Source organism: Escherichia sp. E4742 (assembly GCF_005843885.1).
Taxonomy (GTDB): domain Bacteria; phylum Pseudomonadota; class Gammaproteobacteria; order Enterobacterales; family Enterobacteriaceae; genus Escherichia.
Genome location: NZ_CP040443.1, coordinates 1,078,163 through 1,094,271, shown reverse-complemented (window position 1 = coordinate 1,094,271; position 16,109 = coordinate 1,078,163). Strand labels below are relative to the sequence as shown.

General features: G+C 49.7%; 16 protein-coding genes. 15 read left to right on the top strand and 1 reads right to left on the bottom strand.

Annotated features, from left to right (window positions below):
• The first annotated feature begins 112 nt into the window (after positions 1 to 112).
• The 6 genes from FEM44_RS05310 (at position 113) to FEM44_RS05275 (ending at position 7,252) form a co-directional block, all read left to right on the top strand.
• A complete protein-coding gene (locus FEM44_RS05310; protein WP_171022598.1) occupies positions 113 to 850 on the top strand; it encodes an outer membrane protein in 738 nt (245 codons plus the stop codon).
• Between the two features lie 420 nt (positions 851 to 1,270).
• The gene (locus FEM44_RS05305) at positions 1,271 to 2,167 is read left to right on the top strand and encodes a helix-turn-helix transcriptional regulator (protein ID WP_138158918.1); all 897 of its coding nucleotides are present in this window, start codon (positions 1,271 to 1,273) and stop codon (positions 2,165 to 2,167) included.
• A gap of 48 nt (positions 2,168 to 2,215) precedes the next feature.
• On the top strand, positions 2,216 to 3,295 hold the full coding sequence (locus FEM44_RS05300) for a chemotaxis protein (protein WP_138158916.1): 1,080 nt from the start codon (positions 2,216 to 2,218) through the stop codon (positions 3,293 to 3,295).
• Between the two features lie 46 nt (positions 3,296 to 3,341).
• Positions 3,342 to 4,913: a cobalamin adenosyltransferase gene (locus tag FEM44_RS05295; RefSeq protein WP_138158914.1), complete on the top strand. Its 1,572-nt coding sequence runs from the start codon at positions 3,342 to 3,344 to the stop codon at positions 4,911 to 4,913.
• A gap of 402 nt (positions 4,914 to 5,315) precedes the next feature.
• A complete protein-coding gene (locus FEM44_RS05285; protein ID WP_138158912.1) occupies positions 5,316 to 5,513 on the top strand; it encodes a hypothetical protein in 198 nt (65 codons plus the stop codon).
• Positions 5,514 to 5,578: 65 nt separating this feature from the next.
• Positions 5,579 to 7,252 (top strand): phosphoethanolamine transferase, encoded by a 1,674-nt coding sequence (locus FEM44_RS05275; RefSeq protein WP_138158908.1) that lies wholly within the window; start codon positions 5,579 to 5,581, stop codon positions 7,250 to 7,252.
• Between the two features lie 96 nt (positions 7,253 to 7,348).
• On the opposite strand, the gene FEM44_RS05270 is transcribed toward FEM44_RS05275, so the two are convergent.
• The gene (locus tag FEM44_RS05270; protein WP_001218785.1) at positions 7,349 to 8,611 is read right to left on the bottom strand and encodes a tyrosine-type recombinase/integrase; all 1,263 of its coding nucleotides are present in this window, start codon (positions 8,609 to 8,611) and stop codon (positions 7,349 to 7,351) included.
• Between the two features lie 347 nt (positions 8,612 to 8,958).
• Between FEM44_RS05270 and FEM44_RS05265 the strand changes: the two genes are divergently transcribed.
• From FEM44_RS05265 to FEM44_RS05220, 9 genes are all read left to right on the top strand, one after another.
• Positions 8,959 to 9,837 (top strand): ParA family protein, encoded by an 879-nt coding sequence (locus FEM44_RS05265; RefSeq protein WP_001023818.1) that lies wholly within the window; start codon positions 8,959 to 8,961, stop codon positions 9,835 to 9,837.
• Positions 9,831 to 10,091 carry a hypothetical protein gene (locus FEM44_RS05260; RefSeq protein WP_138158906.1) on the top strand — a complete coding sequence of 87 codons (261 nt, stop codon included), beginning with the start codon at positions 9,831 to 9,833 and terminating at the stop codon, positions 10,089 to 10,091. Before FEM44_RS05265 ends, FEM44_RS05260 begins: the two co-directional genes overlap by 7 nt.
• Entirely contained in the window at positions 10,088 to 10,411 is a 324-nt protein-coding gene (locus FEM44_RS05255) for a hypothetical protein (RefSeq protein ID WP_240731769.1), read from the top strand. Before FEM44_RS05260 ends, FEM44_RS05255 begins: the two co-directional genes overlap by 4 nt.
• Positions 10,396 to 11,133 carry a hypothetical protein gene (locus tag FEM44_RS05250; RefSeq protein ID WP_138158904.1) on the top strand — a complete coding sequence of 246 codons (738 nt, stop codon included), beginning with the start codon at positions 10,396 to 10,398 and terminating at the stop codon, positions 11,131 to 11,133. Before FEM44_RS05255 ends, FEM44_RS05250 begins: the two co-directional genes overlap by 16 nt.
• A gap of 353 nt (positions 11,134 to 11,486) precedes the next feature.
• Positions 11,487 to 12,854 carry an SPI-7-type island replicative DNA helicase gene (gene dnaB-PI, locus FEM44_RS05240; protein WP_138158900.1) on the top strand — a complete coding sequence of 456 codons (1,368 nt, stop codon included), beginning with the start codon at positions 11,487 to 11,489 and terminating at the stop codon, positions 12,852 to 12,854.
• A complete protein-coding gene (locus FEM44_RS05235; RefSeq protein ID WP_135524193.1) occupies positions 12,854 to 14,566 on the top strand; it encodes a ParB family protein in 1,713 nt (570 codons plus the stop codon). Before dnaB-PI ends, FEM44_RS05235 begins: the two co-directional genes overlap by 1 nt.
• Positions 14,559 to 15,284: a DUF2786 domain-containing protein gene (locus FEM44_RS05230; RefSeq protein ID WP_135524194.1), complete on the top strand. Its 726-nt coding sequence runs from the start codon at positions 14,559 to 14,561 to the stop codon at positions 15,282 to 15,284. The genes FEM44_RS05235 and FEM44_RS05230 overlap by 8 nt, the downstream gene beginning before the upstream one ends.
• Positions 15,281 to 15,859, top strand: a complete 579-nt coding sequence (locus FEM44_RS05225; protein ID WP_001065818.1) for a DUF2857 domain-containing protein — start codon at positions 15,281 to 15,283, stop codon at positions 15,857 to 15,859. Before FEM44_RS05230 ends, FEM44_RS05225 begins: the two co-directional genes overlap by 4 nt.
• Positions 15,856 to 16,104: a ParE family toxin-like protein gene (locus FEM44_RS05220; RefSeq protein ID WP_000784281.1), complete on the top strand. Its 249-nt coding sequence runs from the start codon at positions 15,856 to 15,858 to the stop codon at positions 16,102 to 16,104. The genes FEM44_RS05225 and FEM44_RS05220 overlap by 4 nt, the downstream gene beginning before the upstream one ends.
• The last annotated feature ends 5 nt before the right edge of the window (positions 16,105 to 16,109 follow it).

Below are 16,109 nucleotides of genomic sequence, written 5' to 3'. Positions count from 1 at the left end.
ATCGATATGATCGCATCGATCGGTTGTAACCATTTTACCATATCTTTTGCATGGTTTTAAAATAGGCAACCCTATTTGTCGGGTAGGGTAAGAACCAACGGAGATGATTGAAATGAAAAAGGTTATTGCGGTTTCAGCGCTTGCAATGGCAGGCATGTTTTCGGCCCAGGCTCTGGCTGATGAGGATAAAACAGGCTTTTATGTGACCGGTAAAGCCGGTGCTTCTGTTATGTCACTTTCAGACCAACGTTTCGTTGATGGTGAAGGGGCATGGGCAGATAAATATAAAGGCGGTGACAAAAGTGATACGGTTTTTGGCACAGGCCTTGCGGTGGGATACGATTTTTATCAGCACTACAATGTGCCGGTACGTATTGAAGTGGAGTTTTATGGCCGTGGTAATGCTGAATCAAAATATCGTCTGAGTTATTGGGAAAGTGCCGGTGGCGCCGAGTTTGATGACGCACAGAACAAGCTCAGTGTAAACACGCTGATGCTGAATGCGTATTATGATTTCAGAAACAACAGTGCATTCACGCCATGGATATCTGCTGGCTTGGGTTATGCACGGGTTCATCATAAAACTTCGTACATATATACCGATAACAGCCCGGCAGGAAGTGAAGCTTATTCAGCTTCAGCGTCAAAATACGAAAACAACCTGGCATGGAGCCTTGGTGTCGGTGTTAAATACGATGTGACGCAGGATTTCAGCCTTGACCTCAGCTACCGGTATCTGGATGCAGGGGATTCCACTCTGACTTATAAAGATGAGGATGGTGCTAAATATAAATCCTCTGTTGATGTCAAAAGTAACGAGTTTATGTTAGGCGCAACGTATAACTTCTGACAGCCATTTCTGCCTGCGCTTTGGGGCACAGTAAAGTGCAGGTATGACAAATTGTCAACAACAGATATCCCGATGATATTCTCCCTCTGGCAACTAATAATTTTAGATGAATGAAATATAAATAGAGTAAAAATATTACTCGCGTTGATTTTTTACAGAGGTGCAGGTGATACGCAGTATGGTTGTCAGCCTGTTAAATGAATAAAGACTGTTGTTGAGGCATGTTGCTTTTTGCTATATCAGCCCTTCCGTAATAAACCTTATTGCGAAAGAGGTACTCCGGATATCTGGTTTAAAGTTTGATTATAATCAAATAAAAACCTGTTACCGGAGGGCGTAGTTTTGTAGAACTGACAAATGATGTCAGGAATATTTATATAATTCACTTACACAAGAGTAATACTACAGGTGCAGTGATTTATGGCTGACTCAACGAAAAATCGCTCAGCGGAGCGTTTGATTGATATTCTTGTTGAATTACAGAATTATGGCGTGGTCAGTCGCCATAATTTGATGAAAAAATACAACATCACTGAGCGAACAGCATATCGTGATCTGAATATGCTTTCTCCCTTTATTGAATCCTGTGGCGATGGAAAATACCGGCTTATTTCAGCAAGAGCAGATAACCAGAGCAAAGAATCACTGCACAAATCTCTGGCCAGGTTACTGGATACTGATGCGATTTTTCCTGAACGGAATGAAAGTTTCTGGCAGAAATTAGAAAACAGGGCAACCGAAGAGCATATTCGTGTTCAGTTTCATAACCCTGAGCACACCATCAGGGATGATTTAAGAAAATATCTTGATGTTCTTGAAAAAGCGATCTGCAACAGTAATGTTTGTCAGATTGCATATGCCGGTAAGACCAGAATCGTTCATCCTTATAAATTAACTAATCAGAGAAGTATATGGTATTTGCTGGCTACTGAAGAGAACAAGTTAAAGTCGTTTTCATTAGCTAAAATAAAATGGCTGGATATAAAAAAAGAAAAGTTTGCAAAGAGTGAGGAAATACAGTCACTAGTAAGTGAGTCATGTGACCCGTGGGTGAGCGACAAAACATTTAATGTAGTGTTGTTCATTCACAGTAATATCGCCCATTATTTTTTGCGACGGGACTTACTTCCTTACCAGCAATTGCTACACAGACATGACAATGGCATTACGCTGTCATGCAAGGCTGCACATAAAAATCAAATTATCCCGTTGATTTTATACTGGCTACCGAATGTTGAAATTATTGAACCAGTATGGCTGAAAGAAGCCGTGTTAACAATGTTAGGAAAATACCTCACTGCTGAGAATGTTTCCTGAAATACTTCAGTTGATTGATGATAAAGCAACCTGTACAGGAGGAAAAGAATGGCGTTACCTTTCATTATTTTGGGTGTGGCTGCCGGCGCTGCGGCATTCGGCGGAAAAAAAGCTTACGATGGATATCAAAAAAAGTCAGAAGCAGAGGATATCCTCGAAAAAGCAAAAGAGCGTTACGAGGAGCATAAAGAAAAATTTGAGCAGGCTGAAGCTCAGACATCATCAAAATTAACAACGCTCGGAAATAAAGAGCTTGAGATTGGTAAAGATTTCAGTGAGTTCGACAGGATTGCTGCTGAGCTCCTGGCGCGTCTGGAAAAAGAGGGCAATAAAGACCTGAAACTGAGTGTCCCGCAACATAACATCAATAAGATTCAGAACCTGGCCATTTCAGCGACAGAATATCTCAGTACGGTCGTTGCTGCCGGAGTTTCCGGGGCTGCTGCGGGTTTTGCTGTGTATAGCGGAGTGATGGCATTTGCTGCGGCTTCCACAGGTACACCCATTGCAGCGCTTTCTGGTGCCGCGGCTTATAACGCGACGATGGCGGCAATTGGTGGGGGCTCACTGGCTGCAGGGGGCATGGGAATGGCTGGTGGCGCAATGGTATTAGGCACTGCAGTGGCTGCACCGTTGATTGCCATTGCGGGCTGGGCTTACGACAGACATGCGACGAAAGCTCTTGAAAATGCCCATCAGTGTGCCTGCAAAGTTGAACGGGCAGTTAAGCAAATGAATCTGGCCCGGGAACATTTTGCAAAAGTTAATCAGTACGTTGATGAAATTCTCACTGCACTGAACAGAATGCATGCTGTATTTATTAAACACTATTTTGATCCGCTTAAATCCATGCATTCTGTTATTACAGAACAACAGGATATTAGTGTATCAGATGAAATCATTATGCTTATTGACCATGGATATTCACTGGCCGCTATTATGACGGATATTATTACAACGCCACTGTTTAAACCGCGGAAACAGGAAAATGGTGAGGCGGTGATAAAAGATAACGTTATTGAAATGGAAAAGGATGATAATGGAATGAATGTTATTAATAAGGAAGAGCTGGATGATGTACTGGCCTGTTCGGTTGTGAAATTTGATGATTTTTCATCCCGGAGTTAATGATTTACCGGGCGTTAAAGCCCGGCTTTACAAGAAGTGAAATAACATGAATGTGGAAAAATTTGACTGGACAGAAGAGTTACATCAGACCATGGTGAAGAGCCTGGTTACATCATTCGGGCTGGATTTTCTGTTGTTAAATGATCGTAAGGGTGGTGATGTTGACACTATCCATAATGTGCGTAATGGCATTTATGCCACGGAGGCTGAGCGACAGCGGTATGAAGGTCGTGGCGACTATGATTCTCATCATTACCACAGCCATGAGAACTACATCGCGACGAACCGGAAAGGAAAGCGTGCACATCAGGCAGGGACTCTTACTGATGCATATACAGGCGAAGTGTTTGCTTCAGACGATAAAAAAAATCTGGATCATATTATTTCCGCTAAAGAAATTCATGATGATCCGGGGAGAATTCTTGCTGAACGGGATGGTGCAGAACTGGCAAATGACGCTTCAAATCTGGCATTCACACATGAGTCGCTCAATAAATCAAAGAAAGCAGACTCAATGGATGCGTTTATTTGCACATTGCAGAAAAATAGAGAAGATACGTTAAGGCAGATAGCAGAGCTTGAATCTCAGGCAACACTGACAGAAAAAGAAAAGAAACGTCTGATAAGTCTGAGAAAAAAAGCTGATGCAGATACTGAGCGTATGGAAAGGGCTGATAAATATGCCCGGGAAAAATACGAGGCCACGATTAATCAGAGCTATTACCTGAGTAGTAAGTTTGCTACTGCTGTCGCCAGTGCTTCACTTAATTCCGGTTTTCGTATGGGGACGCGACAGATGCTGGGGCTTATTCTTGCCGAGATCTGGTTCGAAGTGAGGGAACGAATCCCGCATATTATCAGACAGCAACGGAACTCATTCTGCGCCGGCAAATGCCTGTCCGAAATAACGTCATCATTACGTGCCTGCCAGGAACGAGTACAGGAAAAATTCAGTTCTTTTTTAATTGCCTTTAAAGATGGTGTCATCGGAGGGATACTGTCAGGTATTACCACAACGTTGTTAAATATATTCCTGACGACGGAAAGAATGATTGTCCGGCTTATCAGGGAGATGTGGAACAATCTCGTTCAGGCCTTTAAAGTCCTGGTATTTAACCCGGAGGGATTATCGCCGGGGCAGTTAGCCAAAGCGGTCACTAAACTGATAGCAGCAGGTGTGGCTGTTGCCGGAGGGGTGATGATAAATGAGGCGATGGCGCAGATCCTTATTTTTCCATTTGGTTCAGAGCTTGCTGCCTTTTGTGGTGCGCTGACGACAGGTATTCTCGGGCTGGTGATGAATTATTATCTCGAATATAGCGAGGTTATGCAGCGGGTATGGGCATTTCTGGACAAATTTAAGGACAAATTCCGGCGGTCACTGGAATACTTTCAGGCAGTCAATGCTGAACTTGATCGCTATCTTGTGGAACTTACTGCGCTGGAATTTTCTGTTGATGCTGCCGCGTTAAATCATTTTTCACTTCATCTGGATAGCGTAAACAGTGAGATAGAGCGCGGACTTCTGCTGAGAGAAGAAGTCAGCCGACGAGGGATTGCGTTGCCGTTTGAGTCAGGAAATGTGGCTTCTGTTCGTGACTGGTTAAATAAGCGATGAAATTACACCCTCCATTTCCCTGTAACCAGTGTGGGGCCTGTTGTCGTCATGTCAACAGGGCGGGTGAAACGCAATGTCTGGATCGTGGTGACGGTATTTGCCGCCACTATCAGACTGATTCTCATTTGTGTGCAATTTATGATAAACGCCCACAGATTTGCCGGGTTGAAGACCAGTATTTACTGAATTATCAGTCTCAGTACAGCTGGCAGGAGTTTATTGCATTAAACCAGGCCGCCTGCCTTATTCTGAATAAACTGTAATGCCATTAATGGCGGCGTCAGGACAGAAACTGAGAGAACATAAAACAGTAAAATGTCATTCCGTTCAGCAGCCAGCGTTGCTTTCTCCGGCTGCTGTTATTGTAAGGCATTTTCGTTAAGAACGCAGAAGGAGAGGATCGTGAGATTGTTGTTAAAAGGGCTCGTCGGAATGACGCTGGCCTGGCTTGTTATTGGTTTCGGGATGGAGTTATTTTTTCTCGCCGATCGGGTTCATCCGGCATTAAGAGTAATCGTTGGCCTGGGGATGTTATTCCTGATGATAGTGATTGCGGGTGGTATATGCGGTTCTCTTCTGTCACGAAAGAAAACATCATGACGTTCCTGTTTACGCCGTTACATTTGTGGCGGCGGATGATGCCTGTTTTATGATTATTCAGAAAAATGTATTTACCTGTCACGGCATGTTCAGCGAGCGGCGCCGGACAGAAATATCGCTTTTACTCAATTATTATGAAAATTAATCTTCCATTCATACACTGGCCACGGATTAGCAATGATAAGCGCCTCGTGTTATCAGTGGTTGTCTTTACCCTTTCTAATCTCCTTGTATCCTCAGGAGCGCATCTGATTTACCGGATATTATTCTTTATCCTGGCACTTCTTATTATTAAGGCAATGAAATCGATTACGTTGCGTTTGATTCTTGCCTTCCCGTTCACATTACTGACTGCTGCAGATATCAGTATCAGCCTGTATTCATGGTGTACATTTGGCACAACATTTAATGATGGTTTTGCAATCAGTATCCTTCAGACAGATCCTGATGAAGTAATAAGAATGTTCAGGATGTATGTTGTTTATGTTATCGCATTTATTATCCTCTTTTTATTGTTCTTCTGTTCAGCAATAAATAAAACGTCCTCATTGCCATCGGAAAAGGTCACGGTAATTACATTTTTATTGTTAATTACAGTAACGTTATATTCTTCCTTCCAGTTTGCGTTGAAGAAACAGTATCAAATAAATGAAGTTGATCCTTACATAGTCGCTTCCCGATTTGCCACATATACCCCTTTCTTTAATCTGAACTATTTTGCACTGGCCGCAAAGGAGCATCAGAGATTAATGACGATTGCTGATACCATACCTCACTACGATCTGATGATTACGGATAACAACACTGACGTATTTGTTCTGGTGATTGGTGAATCTGCAAGGACTGATAACATGTCCATTTACGGGTATTCGCGCCCAACCACACCAGAGCTTCAGAAACAGAAATCACGACTGAAACTGTTCACTCAGGCAATCAGCGGGGCACCTTATACCGCTCTTGCGGTACCGCTGGCATTATCTGCTGATACCGTGCTGCATCATGATGTTCGCCGTTACCCCGATAATATTATCAACATGGCGAATCAGGCGGGGTTCGATACCTGGTGGCTCAGTGCGCAGTCCGCTTTCCGACAGAACGGAACGGCTGTGGCCAGTATCGCCATGCGGGCCAGAAACAGAATTTATGTCAGAGGCTATGATGAGTTACTGCTCCCACACCTGGCTGAAGCACTGAACAGTAATCCGGGGAGCAGGAAACTGATTGTTCTGCATTTGACGGGCAGCCATGAGCCAGTCTGCAGTAACTGGCCCAGAGATAAAGCCGTGTTTAAACCGCTGGATACAGAAGAAGTCTGCTACGATAATTCCATTTATTATACCGACAATTTGTTGGGACAGATTTTCGCCATGCTGGAAACGCGTCGGGCATCAGTCATGTATTTTTCAGATCACGGTCTGGAGTATGACCCGACAAAAGAACATGCCTATTTTCATGGTGGAATAAAACCCAGTCAGCAGGCTTATCATGTTCCGATGTTTATCTGGTACAGCCCGACACTGGGAGAGCATGTCGATCGCCAGACGGTGAACAGCGTTTTTTCCACTGCGTATAATGATTATCTGATTAATGCATGGATGGGCGTAACCAGACCGGCTCAACCGAAAACGCCGGAGGAGGTGATTACCCGCTGGCAGGGGAAATCCGTGGTTTTTGATGCCAGTCATAACGTGTTTGACTACAAAGTATTACGAAAGAACTTTAATGAAACCCTGGAGTAATTCATTAAAGTAATTTATTTCGCTATCTTTTTTCCGGTTACTCACAAAGAAAAATATTCATAAAATAATTCCCGGGCTGGCAGCCCGGGATGATTACTATTTTAATGGATTGTTAATCTTTGCATATTCAAACGGGCTGATACATTGTTCTCTGTTCGCATCCAGAAAATCTGCCCACCACTGTAGCATCAGTCGCCGTTCTTCCAGATGTTCTGCTTTATGGATATACGCAGCACGTACACCATTACGCTCCTGATGGCTCATCTGACGTTCCACAGCATCGCGGGACCACAAACCTGATTCAATCAATGCACTGCACGCCATCGCCCGGAATCCATGGCCACAGACTTCCCGGGTTGTGTCATACCCCATCACCCTGAGGGCTTTATTTACAGTATTTTCACTGATTGGTTTACGCGGGTCATGTGCACCCGTAAATATCAGACCATTTTCACCTGCCCATGTCTGAAGTTCTGTCAGTATGGCTACAGCCTGTTGGCTGAGTGGCACAAGATGTGGTGTTCGCATCTTGGAGCCCCGGTGTGAGTATTTTACGCCTGGCAGAGGTTCGCGTTCGGCTGGAATAGTCCACATGGCATTGTCAATATCAATTTCAGACCAGCGGGCATATCTGAGTTCACTGGAACGAATAAAAACCAGTAAATTCAGCATAACTGCCAGTCGGGTGACAGGCTGGCCTTTATAACCGTCAATACGCGACAGAAGTTCAGGCAGGCGTGAAAGATCCAGAGCAGGGCGATGCTGGCGTTTTACCGTGGTCAATGCACCAGCCATATCCAGAGCCGGGTTATATCTGATGATGCCAGACTGTACGGCATAACGCATTACAGCAGATATTCTTTGCTGCAGACGACTGGCGATTTCATAAATTTGTTTAGCTTCTGCAGCACGAACAGGGATAAGCAGGTCCGGGGTACTGAGTGTTGTGATATCCCGGTTGCCGATAAAGGGGAAAACGTGTGTCTCGAGGCTTTTGAGTACTTTATCGCTGTGTGATTGTGCCCATTGTTTATTACTGGCATGCCAGCGTCGTGCAATATGTTCAAAAGAGAGTTGTAAATCAGGGACTACTTTTTTAGCTCTTTTCTGTTCGCAAGGGTCAATCCCCTCCGAAATCAGTTTTCGGGCCTCATCCCGTTTTGTACGAGCTTCGGAGAGAGAAACTTCTGGATACACCCCAAGTGCCAGAGTCTTCTCCTTACCCAGAATACGATAACGGAGACGCCAGTAACGGGAACCATTAGGATGTACCAGCAGGAACATGCCAGCCCCGTCAGTGAGTTTATAAGCCTTGTCAGTGGGCTTTGCAGCCCGGATTTTTGCGTCAGTCAGTGCCATAGTTCAGCCTTCTGAATGCGTTAAAGAGGGTACAAATTCTGTCGAACTGGGGTATACCCGCAATTATACCCACACAATGAGGTTGATGTGGGGCGAATCTGGTTGAGTTCGGTAGAAATGATTTGGAGGCAGAACGCTTAAATCGTGGCGTCCTGAAACGAAAAACGGACCTCCGTGGAGGTCCGTTGATATGAATTTGGTGCCCGGACTCGGAATCGAACCAAGGACACGGGGATTTTCAATCCCATGGCAATGAGCTTCTGATAATTAAGAGTTCGTCAAGTAGTCAAAAGAGTTTTTTTTCATGTGCATCCAGTCTCAACTTATAAATGAGAAGGATGTGCGTAATGAACATTCTGCCCGTTGTGTCCACCAAAGGTGGCGAAGGAAAATCAACCCAGTCTGCTAACCTTGCCGGTTTTCTGGCGGATGCTGGTCTCCGTACTCTGCTGATAGACGGAGACCATGCCCAGCCCACGGCAAGCAATATCTTTCCGCTGACGTATGAAGCGCCGGCCGGTCTTTTTGAATTACTGATGCGCACGGCTGACCTCAGTCATCCCGACAACATCATTTCCCGCACGGCTATCGACGGCCTTGACCTGATAGTCTCCAATGACCCCCATGAACAACTGAAAACGGCCATGCTTCATGCACCGGATGGTCGCCTCCGTCTGCGTAATGTGCTCCAGCATCCGCTTTTCCAGAGCTATGACGTCATTGTGGTGGATTCACAGGGCGCGCGTTCCGTCATGCTGGAAATGATTGTGCTGTCTGCCACGGAGTCTGTGGTGGGGATGGTGAATCCGGTTCTGCCGGATGTGCGTGAGTTCATTCGTGGCACAGTCAATGTCATGGAAAACCTGTTGCCCTACCGTGAACTGGGTATCCCCCTGCCGAAAGTCCGCACCCTGGTTAACTGCATGGATTATACGGCGCTGGCCAGACAAACACTGGCGGAGCTGACTGACATTATTAACTCCGGTCGCTACAGCAAAGTGCTTCCGGAAGGCGCGGTCACCCTGCTTTCAACACAGATTTATGACCTGAATATTTACAAACAGGGACACGCAGCCGGTCAGCCGGTGCACCGTCTTGAAAAAGCGTCTGCCCGTCGCAGTGATTCTGCGCTGGTCACCATGCACAGCCTGGCCTGTGAGCTGTTGCCGGAGTGGAGTGAGTTTTTTGATGAACTGCTGGAAAACGGAGGCATGCGTCAATGGTAAAGCTGTCGTTTAAATCCCTGACAGGACGCAGCCGGACAGTGTGTGTCGGGTGTGGTTATTCCGGTGTGCGGTTTGGTGATGCTGCAGGTCAGGACACCCGGCAGTGGGTGAAGGTGAATCATGAGAGCGGGCTGGGGCTGTGCTCCAGTTGTGACAACTTTCTTTTGCAGGAGCGCCAGCGTCGTCAGCGGCATGACCAGCTTTTTTCATGTTGTATTTCCGGCAAAAAGCGAAAAGCGGAGGAGGCGGCATGACAATTTTTGTAACGCGCACCTCTGTTCGCAGCGAAGTCATCAATGCCGGACGGCAGTTGTTGATGATTTGTATTCATCTTTTTTCCTTTTTAAGTCAATTGGTTATGAATATAAAGATGCTGTCCGTACCTTCTGACCGGGGTCGGCAAACTTACCGGTCTGAAAATGTACAGACAGTTACCGGGATTTTATTCCCGACAGCTGTACGTCCGGCACCCTTTTTCCTTTTTTTACACAGCCAGGTTTCCGGTTATCTGCGGGGAAGTGACGCACCTGGCGGGCTGAGAGATATGGAGGTGAAAGTATGTCTTCCTCAGTGAAATATTCTCCGGTTCCGGCGGTGTTAACCCGCCCTGAATCGCTGGCTGAACTGAACCTGCTGATGACCCGGATTGCCAGTGGGTGTCGTGTGGGGCTTCCGGCGTCAGGTCGTCCGGTCATTGCGGTGCATGGTGGTTATATTTCATACAGTTCTCCACGCACCGGACATGTTTTTCAGGACGGTTCCCGCCCGGAGACAGTGATGACCGTCAGTAACCGGGAACGGATGTGTGAATGGTTCAGTCAGGTCTGGCTTCCGTTGCATCTGGCTGCCCTTGAAGGTGATGAGAACGTTTTTTTCAGTGCGGAGGTCAACATGGTGCGCCGGGAGCTGCAGCGCGTTCCGGGGGATTCAGTGAACTGCATGTGCTGGGCAAGCCTTGCCGCACTGGCATTTGATGCTGAAGAGCGGGTGGAACTGCAGAAAGGCAATAATGAGAACATCGCAACATATGATGAGAGCATCGCGACATATGCATTCCGTGCTGCCTGTACTGTGAGTCGCTGTCTGAGCCGGAATGCTTCCGGAGGTATTCCGCGCTCATACCCTGAATGGAAAGCGATTTTGTTTCCCCGTGATGGTGCTGATATTTTCCCCGACGGGTGGCTGGAAAATATGACCCGTCGGGCTGAACGTGTTTTTACGAGTGCGAAACGTCAGTGTGGAATGCTCTCAGCCAGTCAGGCAGCGCTTTTTTCTCAACGTGTTGAAACAGAGTGAAAGGATGAGCCGATTCAATACAGTTCGGGGGAAAGGGGTTACAGAGCCCGTCTTTTTCCGTCATGACCTTTCCGTTACTCAGCAGCCAGAACTGCAGGGTGTATTTCACTTCAGATTCAATGCCGGACGGCAGTTGTTGATGATTTGTGTTCATAAGGCTTTTCTCCTCGTAAACATGTTGATTATGAGCGCAAAGATGCTGTCCGTACCTTCTGACCGGGGTTGCCAGACTTGCCGGTCTGAAAACGTACAGACAGTTACCGGGATTTTATTCCCGACAACTGTACGTCCGGCACCCTTTTTCCTTTTTTTACACAGCCAGGTTTCCGGCAGTCAGAGGGGGAGGGTACGCCATGGCTGAAGTGTCTGTTCTCTGTGCATACGAAGCAGAGCAGGCCGTTCTGGGCGGCCTGATGCTGGAGAATGAGCGCTGGGATGAAGTGGTGCTGATACTGAACCCTGACGATTTTTATGTGGCTCCGCACCGGGCCATCTTCCGTGCCATGTCTGAACTGGCGGTGAATGGTCAGCCTCTGGACCTGATTACACTGTCAGAGCATCTGGAACATCAGGGCAGGCTGGACGTCCTGGGTGGTTTTGCTTATCTGGCCGAGCTCAGCAAGAACACACCTTCTGCGGCCAACATCATGGCCTATGCAGGCATTGTGGTGGAGAAAAGCGTTCTGCGTCAATTACAGGCCACCGGAAACACCCTGATTGCTGATGTGGCGGCTCCGAATGCCACATCACGGGACGTGCTGGATACAGCAGAGCGGCGTCTGTTTGCTCTTGTGCAGAACAGGACGCTCCGGGAGCGCACGGAAGCCTCTCTTTCATCCGCGCTCGATACTGTTCTGCAGCAACTGGAAAGTGTGCTCGGTTCCGACGGTGTGACCGGTACCCCCACGGGATTTGACTGTCTGGATGAAATGACCTGTGGCCTGCAGCCCGGTGACCTGGTCCTGCTGGCTGCCCGTCCGTCAATGGGGAAAACCTCTCTGGCACTGTCCATGTGTCTCAGTGCCGCCCTGCGGCGGACAGAAGAGAGCGTTCTGGTATTCAGCATCGAGATGCCAAAGGAGCAACTGATTCTGCGCATGCTTTCCATGCTGGGGCGTGTGGAACTGAATCATCTGCGCAGTGGCAACATGGATGATGAGGACTGGGCGAGGGTGTCATCTGCGGTCGGCATGGCGCTGGGTGACGGAGACATGGATGCGCTGGGTGAACGCCTGATAATTGATGACTGCAGCCAGCAGACACCGTCATCGCTGCGTGCCAGTGCCCGCCGTTATACCCGCCTGTACGGTAAACCCGCTCTGATTATGGTGGATTATCTGCAGCTGATTCGTGCGCCGGAGCTGGAGAACCGCACTCAGGAAATTGCGGAAATTTCCCGTTCCCTGAAAGCGCTGGGGAAGGAGCTGGGCTGCCCGGTGCTGGCCCTCTCCCAGCTTAACCGGCAGGTGGAACAGCGTGCAGATAAACGCCCCAATAACGGTGACCTGCGTGATTCCGGGGCACTGGAGCAGGATGCTGACCTGATTATGTTTATTTACCGCGACGAGGTCTATAACCCCGATTCACTGGCAAAGGGAGAGGCTGAAATCATTGTCAGCAAGCAGCGTCAGGGACCCACAGGCACGGTAAGGGTCAGGTTCGACGGTCGTTACACACTGTTTACGCCCTCTGAAAATGACGGGCAGGGAGGATATGCGTGATGGCACACAAGCCACTGAATCTCGGGGCTGCCATTATGCAGCCCGGTCGTCAGGCCAGTGCCGCCGGTAATGTGGTGGCGCTGGGGGAAACTCCCATGATTCTGACGCTGGACCAGTTACGCCCGAATCCGGATAACCCGCGCACCACGCGCAATCCACGTTATGACGACATCAAAAACTCCATTCACGCCCGCGGGCTGGATACGGTGCCCAAGGTCACCCGTATGCCGGACAGTGAGCCGGATGTGTATATCTTCAGTGACGGGGGAAACACCCGTTACCAGATACTGACGGAGCTCTGGAAAGAAACGGGAGACCTGCGTTTTTACCGTATTCATGTGCTGTTCAAACCCTGGCCGGGACGGCTTCAGTGTGTGATTGGTCATCTGGCGGAAAATGAAGTTCGCGGTGAACTGACTTTTATTGAGAAGGCACAGGGCATCCACAAGGCGCGCCTGATTTACGAGGAGTCTCTGCAGCGTCAGGTAACGATCCGGGAACTGGCGACCTTGCTGACTGATGAGGGGTTACCTGTCAGCCATACCTCCATCAGCCGGATGGAGCATGCCCTGAAATATCTGTACCCCTGGATCCCCGATCTGATGGAGTCGGGGCTGGGAAGCCCGCAGGTCAGAAATCTGCTTGCGTTACGTCAGGATGCCGAGCGTGTCTGGGGGCAGTTTGCGCTGGCGTCCGGCACGGATGCGGAATTTGACCGTGTGTTCGGGGAAAGCTGCCGGAAGTTTAATTCGCCGGAGCTGTGGTCACTGGAGATGTTCCGCGATGAGCTGATTGGAGATTTATTGCAGGCGCTGCCACATCCCTCCCTGGACTATGACCGGTGGCTGCTGGAGCTGGATCCGAAAGAGCGGAACCGCCGTCACCATTTTGGTGAGCCGGAACCGGTGGTGGTACCGCCGTCAGTCCGTGACAGTGGCACAGGGCAGCCCGGTGCCCCGGTATCCCGTACCCGGTCTGAGGCACCGGAGTGTCTGCCGGATACGGACGCAGAGCCGGTGCCGGAAAGCACTGCCCCCGGTACTGAGCCCGGACAGCATGGTATCGCCCGACCGGAGAACGCTGTTTCTGACACAGACCACACTGAAAAATGCGGTTTTCCTTCTCCGGAGGAGACTGCAGACAGAGCGCTTTCTTCTGCCGGGAAAGTCCGGCGTTCAGAGATACAGCCGGATATGTACGGTGGTGAGCCGGTCTTCAGCGGTGACGCTGTGGACGCGGGGATTGCCGGGGCCGCTGTGCCATCCGTTATGACCGGCGATACAGCGCCGTCCGGAACACCTGATGCACTTCCCGCATCGGTGACGCATTTTGCTGAAGGACGGGATGATATCGAGCATCTGCAGAATGAGGCCTTCCGGCTGGCATGGGAACTGGCTGAGTCTGCCGGCTGTGCTGAAGAAATTGCCATGGACAGGGAAAGTGACCTGTCGGCTGGTTTTGGGATGGCAGAGGAGAAATGTTCGCCGGTGACGGCATTTCTGGTGGGGCTGACCGGTGATGCACCGCTGACAGTGTCTCCCGTCAGCCTGACAGACCTGCTGACAGGTGGCAGTGCGCCGGAAGCATGGCCACTGCTGGATGATGAACATGCCGTGAAGCTGCTGCGTCTTCTGAGTGTGCTGCGCCGTCTGCGAGCCCTGCAGCGCAGTGTGTTACCCGAAGATGATGAGGAGGAGGAAAGTAATGAGTGATATGCCGCATCAGGAGCGCCTGGTCAGACGGGTCAGGAAACTGCTGGAGCTGAGCCGCAATAACAGTAATGCCCATGAGGCCGGGCTGGCGCTTGCAAGGGCACAACAGCTGATGGCGAAACACGGTATCACGGAGCAGGATGCGGGACTTTCTTCGGTACAGACTTTTTCATCACAGGGGGCACCTTCTGAGGCTGAAAAAGTTCCGGCGTGGATGTTCCGTCTGGTCATGGTGGTGTCACAGACATTTGGCTGCAGGGCGTATTACGACTGGCGGGAGATGCCCGGGGGGCGGTATCGCCGGTGTGTGACGTTTTACGGTTTCAGTGAACGTCCTCAGGTGGCGGCTTATGCGTTTGATGTTCTGTGCCGTCAGCTGAGGGACGCAACGGATGCGTATCTCCGTACACAGAGCCGGCGGCTGAAACTGAGCACCCGCCGTGCCCGGGCCGCCCAGTTCCGTGATGGCTGGGTTCTGGGCGTTCGTCAGGTGGTGATGCCATTCAGTGTGACAGAAGAGGAAAACCGGCTGATGCGTCTCTGGCTGGAGCAACAGGAGATGGAGACGGTGGACTCCCGGGAGGTGAAAGCCTGTCGCGGCGGTGACCTGGCCCGCTGGCAGGGGTATGAGGCCGGGAAAAATGCCTCACTGCATCATGGTGTGGGGGGAACTGCCCGCCGGATGGTGCCGGGGCTGATGATACGGGAGGCGTCATGAATAACAGCTTATCTCAGGCAACCAACGGTCTGCTGATGCAACTGGTGATGGACCTCAAGAGCGGCTACCTGCGTCGTTGTGAATCTCTGGGACTGGCCCGGGAGGAAATGCAGATGCTGCAGGGACTGACCATTGAGGAAATCCATTACCTGTCGAACTCGGAAGTGTCGGTTATCCGGCTGGACATTAATCATGAAAATCTGCTGCGTATGCTGCAGCAGGCCCGGACGGAGCAGAAACGTCTGCAGCGCATTGACCGTGCACTGGCGCTGGGTGGCTCCATTGAGCTGATGGCGTTTTACTTTGGACTTTCCAGTGTGGATGTTGCGGCGCGCCGGCGCATTGCCGGTATTGATGTTCGTCCGGGACGTGGTGTCACGCTGAGCGATGAGGAAAGTGCAGAGCTGTGGCGGTTATGGCAGAAGGCCGGCATCACGGATGTGGAGAGTGCGGACGGACTGGATGTCATGATGCTGGCTGCGGAGCAGATGAATATCCCGCTGACGGCTATCTGGCATGCGGTAAGGGGATGGTGCGCTGACCGGCAGACGGAGCCGGTAAGGAATGCGTCATGAAAATGACAGAACTGGCACCGGGCATTCTGGCCAGCCCGTGCGTTCCGCCGGCCTGCTGTCGTAAGGCGGTTCAGATGGTCAGTCTGTTCCGGCAGGGTGTGCGTAATTACCGGCAACTGAATGACCGGGGGACCCGTTATTACAAGATAAACGTCGGACGCGCCTGGCGTCTGCTGAGCCGTAACCGGGGAGAGACCTGGGAACTGCTCAGTCATGAGCGTTACAACAGCGCCAGACGTAAATGAAACGT

What these genes read in the sequence shown, in the direction of transcription:
- FEM44_RS05310 (WP_171022598.1), top strand. Translation starts at nt 113, where the DNA reads ATGAAAAAGGTTATTGCGGTTTCAGCGCTTGCAATGGCAGGCATGTTT.
- FEM44_RS05305 (WP_138158918.1), top strand. Translation starts at nt 1,271, where the DNA reads ATGGCTGACTCAACGAAAAATCGCTCAGCGGAGCGTTTGATTGATATT.
- FEM44_RS05300 (WP_138158916.1), top strand. Translation starts at nt 2,216, where the DNA reads ATGGCGTTACCTTTCATTATTTTGGGTGTGGCTGCCGGCGCTGCGGCA.
- FEM44_RS05295 (WP_138158914.1), top strand. Translation starts at nt 3,342, where the DNA reads ATGAATGTGGAAAAATTTGACTGGACAGAAGAGTTACATCAGACCATG.
- FEM44_RS05275 (WP_138158908.1), top strand. Translation starts at nt 5,579, where the DNA reads ATGTATTTACCTGTCACGGCATGTTCAGCGAGCGGCGCCGGACAGAAA.
- FEM44_RS05270 (WP_001218785.1), bottom strand. Translation starts at nt 8,611, where the DNA reads ATGGCACTGACTGACGCAAAAATCCGGGCTGCAAAGCCCACTGACAAG.
- FEM44_RS05265 (WP_001023818.1), top strand. Translation starts at nt 8,959, where the DNA reads ATGAACATTCTGCCCGTTGTGTCCACCAAAGGTGGCGAAGGAAAATCA.
- FEM44_RS05260 (WP_138158906.1), top strand. Translation starts at nt 9,831, where the DNA reads ATGGTAAAGCTGTCGTTTAAATCCCTGACAGGACGCAGCCGGACAGTG.
- FEM44_RS05255 (WP_240731769.1), top strand. Translation starts at nt 10,088, where the DNA reads ATGACAATTTTTGTAACGCGCACCTCTGTTCGCAGCGAAGTCATCAAT.
- FEM44_RS05250 (WP_138158904.1), top strand. Translation starts at nt 10,396, where the DNA reads ATGTCTTCCTCAGTGAAATATTCTCCGGTTCCGGCGGTGTTAACCCGC.
- dnaB-PI (WP_138158900.1), top strand. Translation starts at nt 11,487, where the DNA reads ATGGCTGAAGTGTCTGTTCTCTGTGCATACGAAGCAGAGCAGGCCGTT.
- FEM44_RS05235 (WP_135524193.1), top strand. Translation starts at nt 12,854, where the DNA reads ATGGCACACAAGCCACTGAATCTCGGGGCTGCCATTATGCAGCCCGGT.
- FEM44_RS05230 (WP_135524194.1), top strand. Translation starts at nt 14,559, where the DNA reads ATGAGTGATATGCCGCATCAGGAGCGCCTGGTCAGACGGGTCAGGAAA.
- FEM44_RS05225 (WP_001065818.1), top strand. Translation starts at nt 15,281, where the DNA reads ATGAATAACAGCTTATCTCAGGCAACCAACGGTCTGCTGATGCAACTG.
- FEM44_RS05220 (WP_000784281.1), top strand. Translation starts at nt 15,856, where the DNA reads ATGAAAATGACAGAACTGGCACCGGGCATTCTGGCCAGCCCGTGCGTT.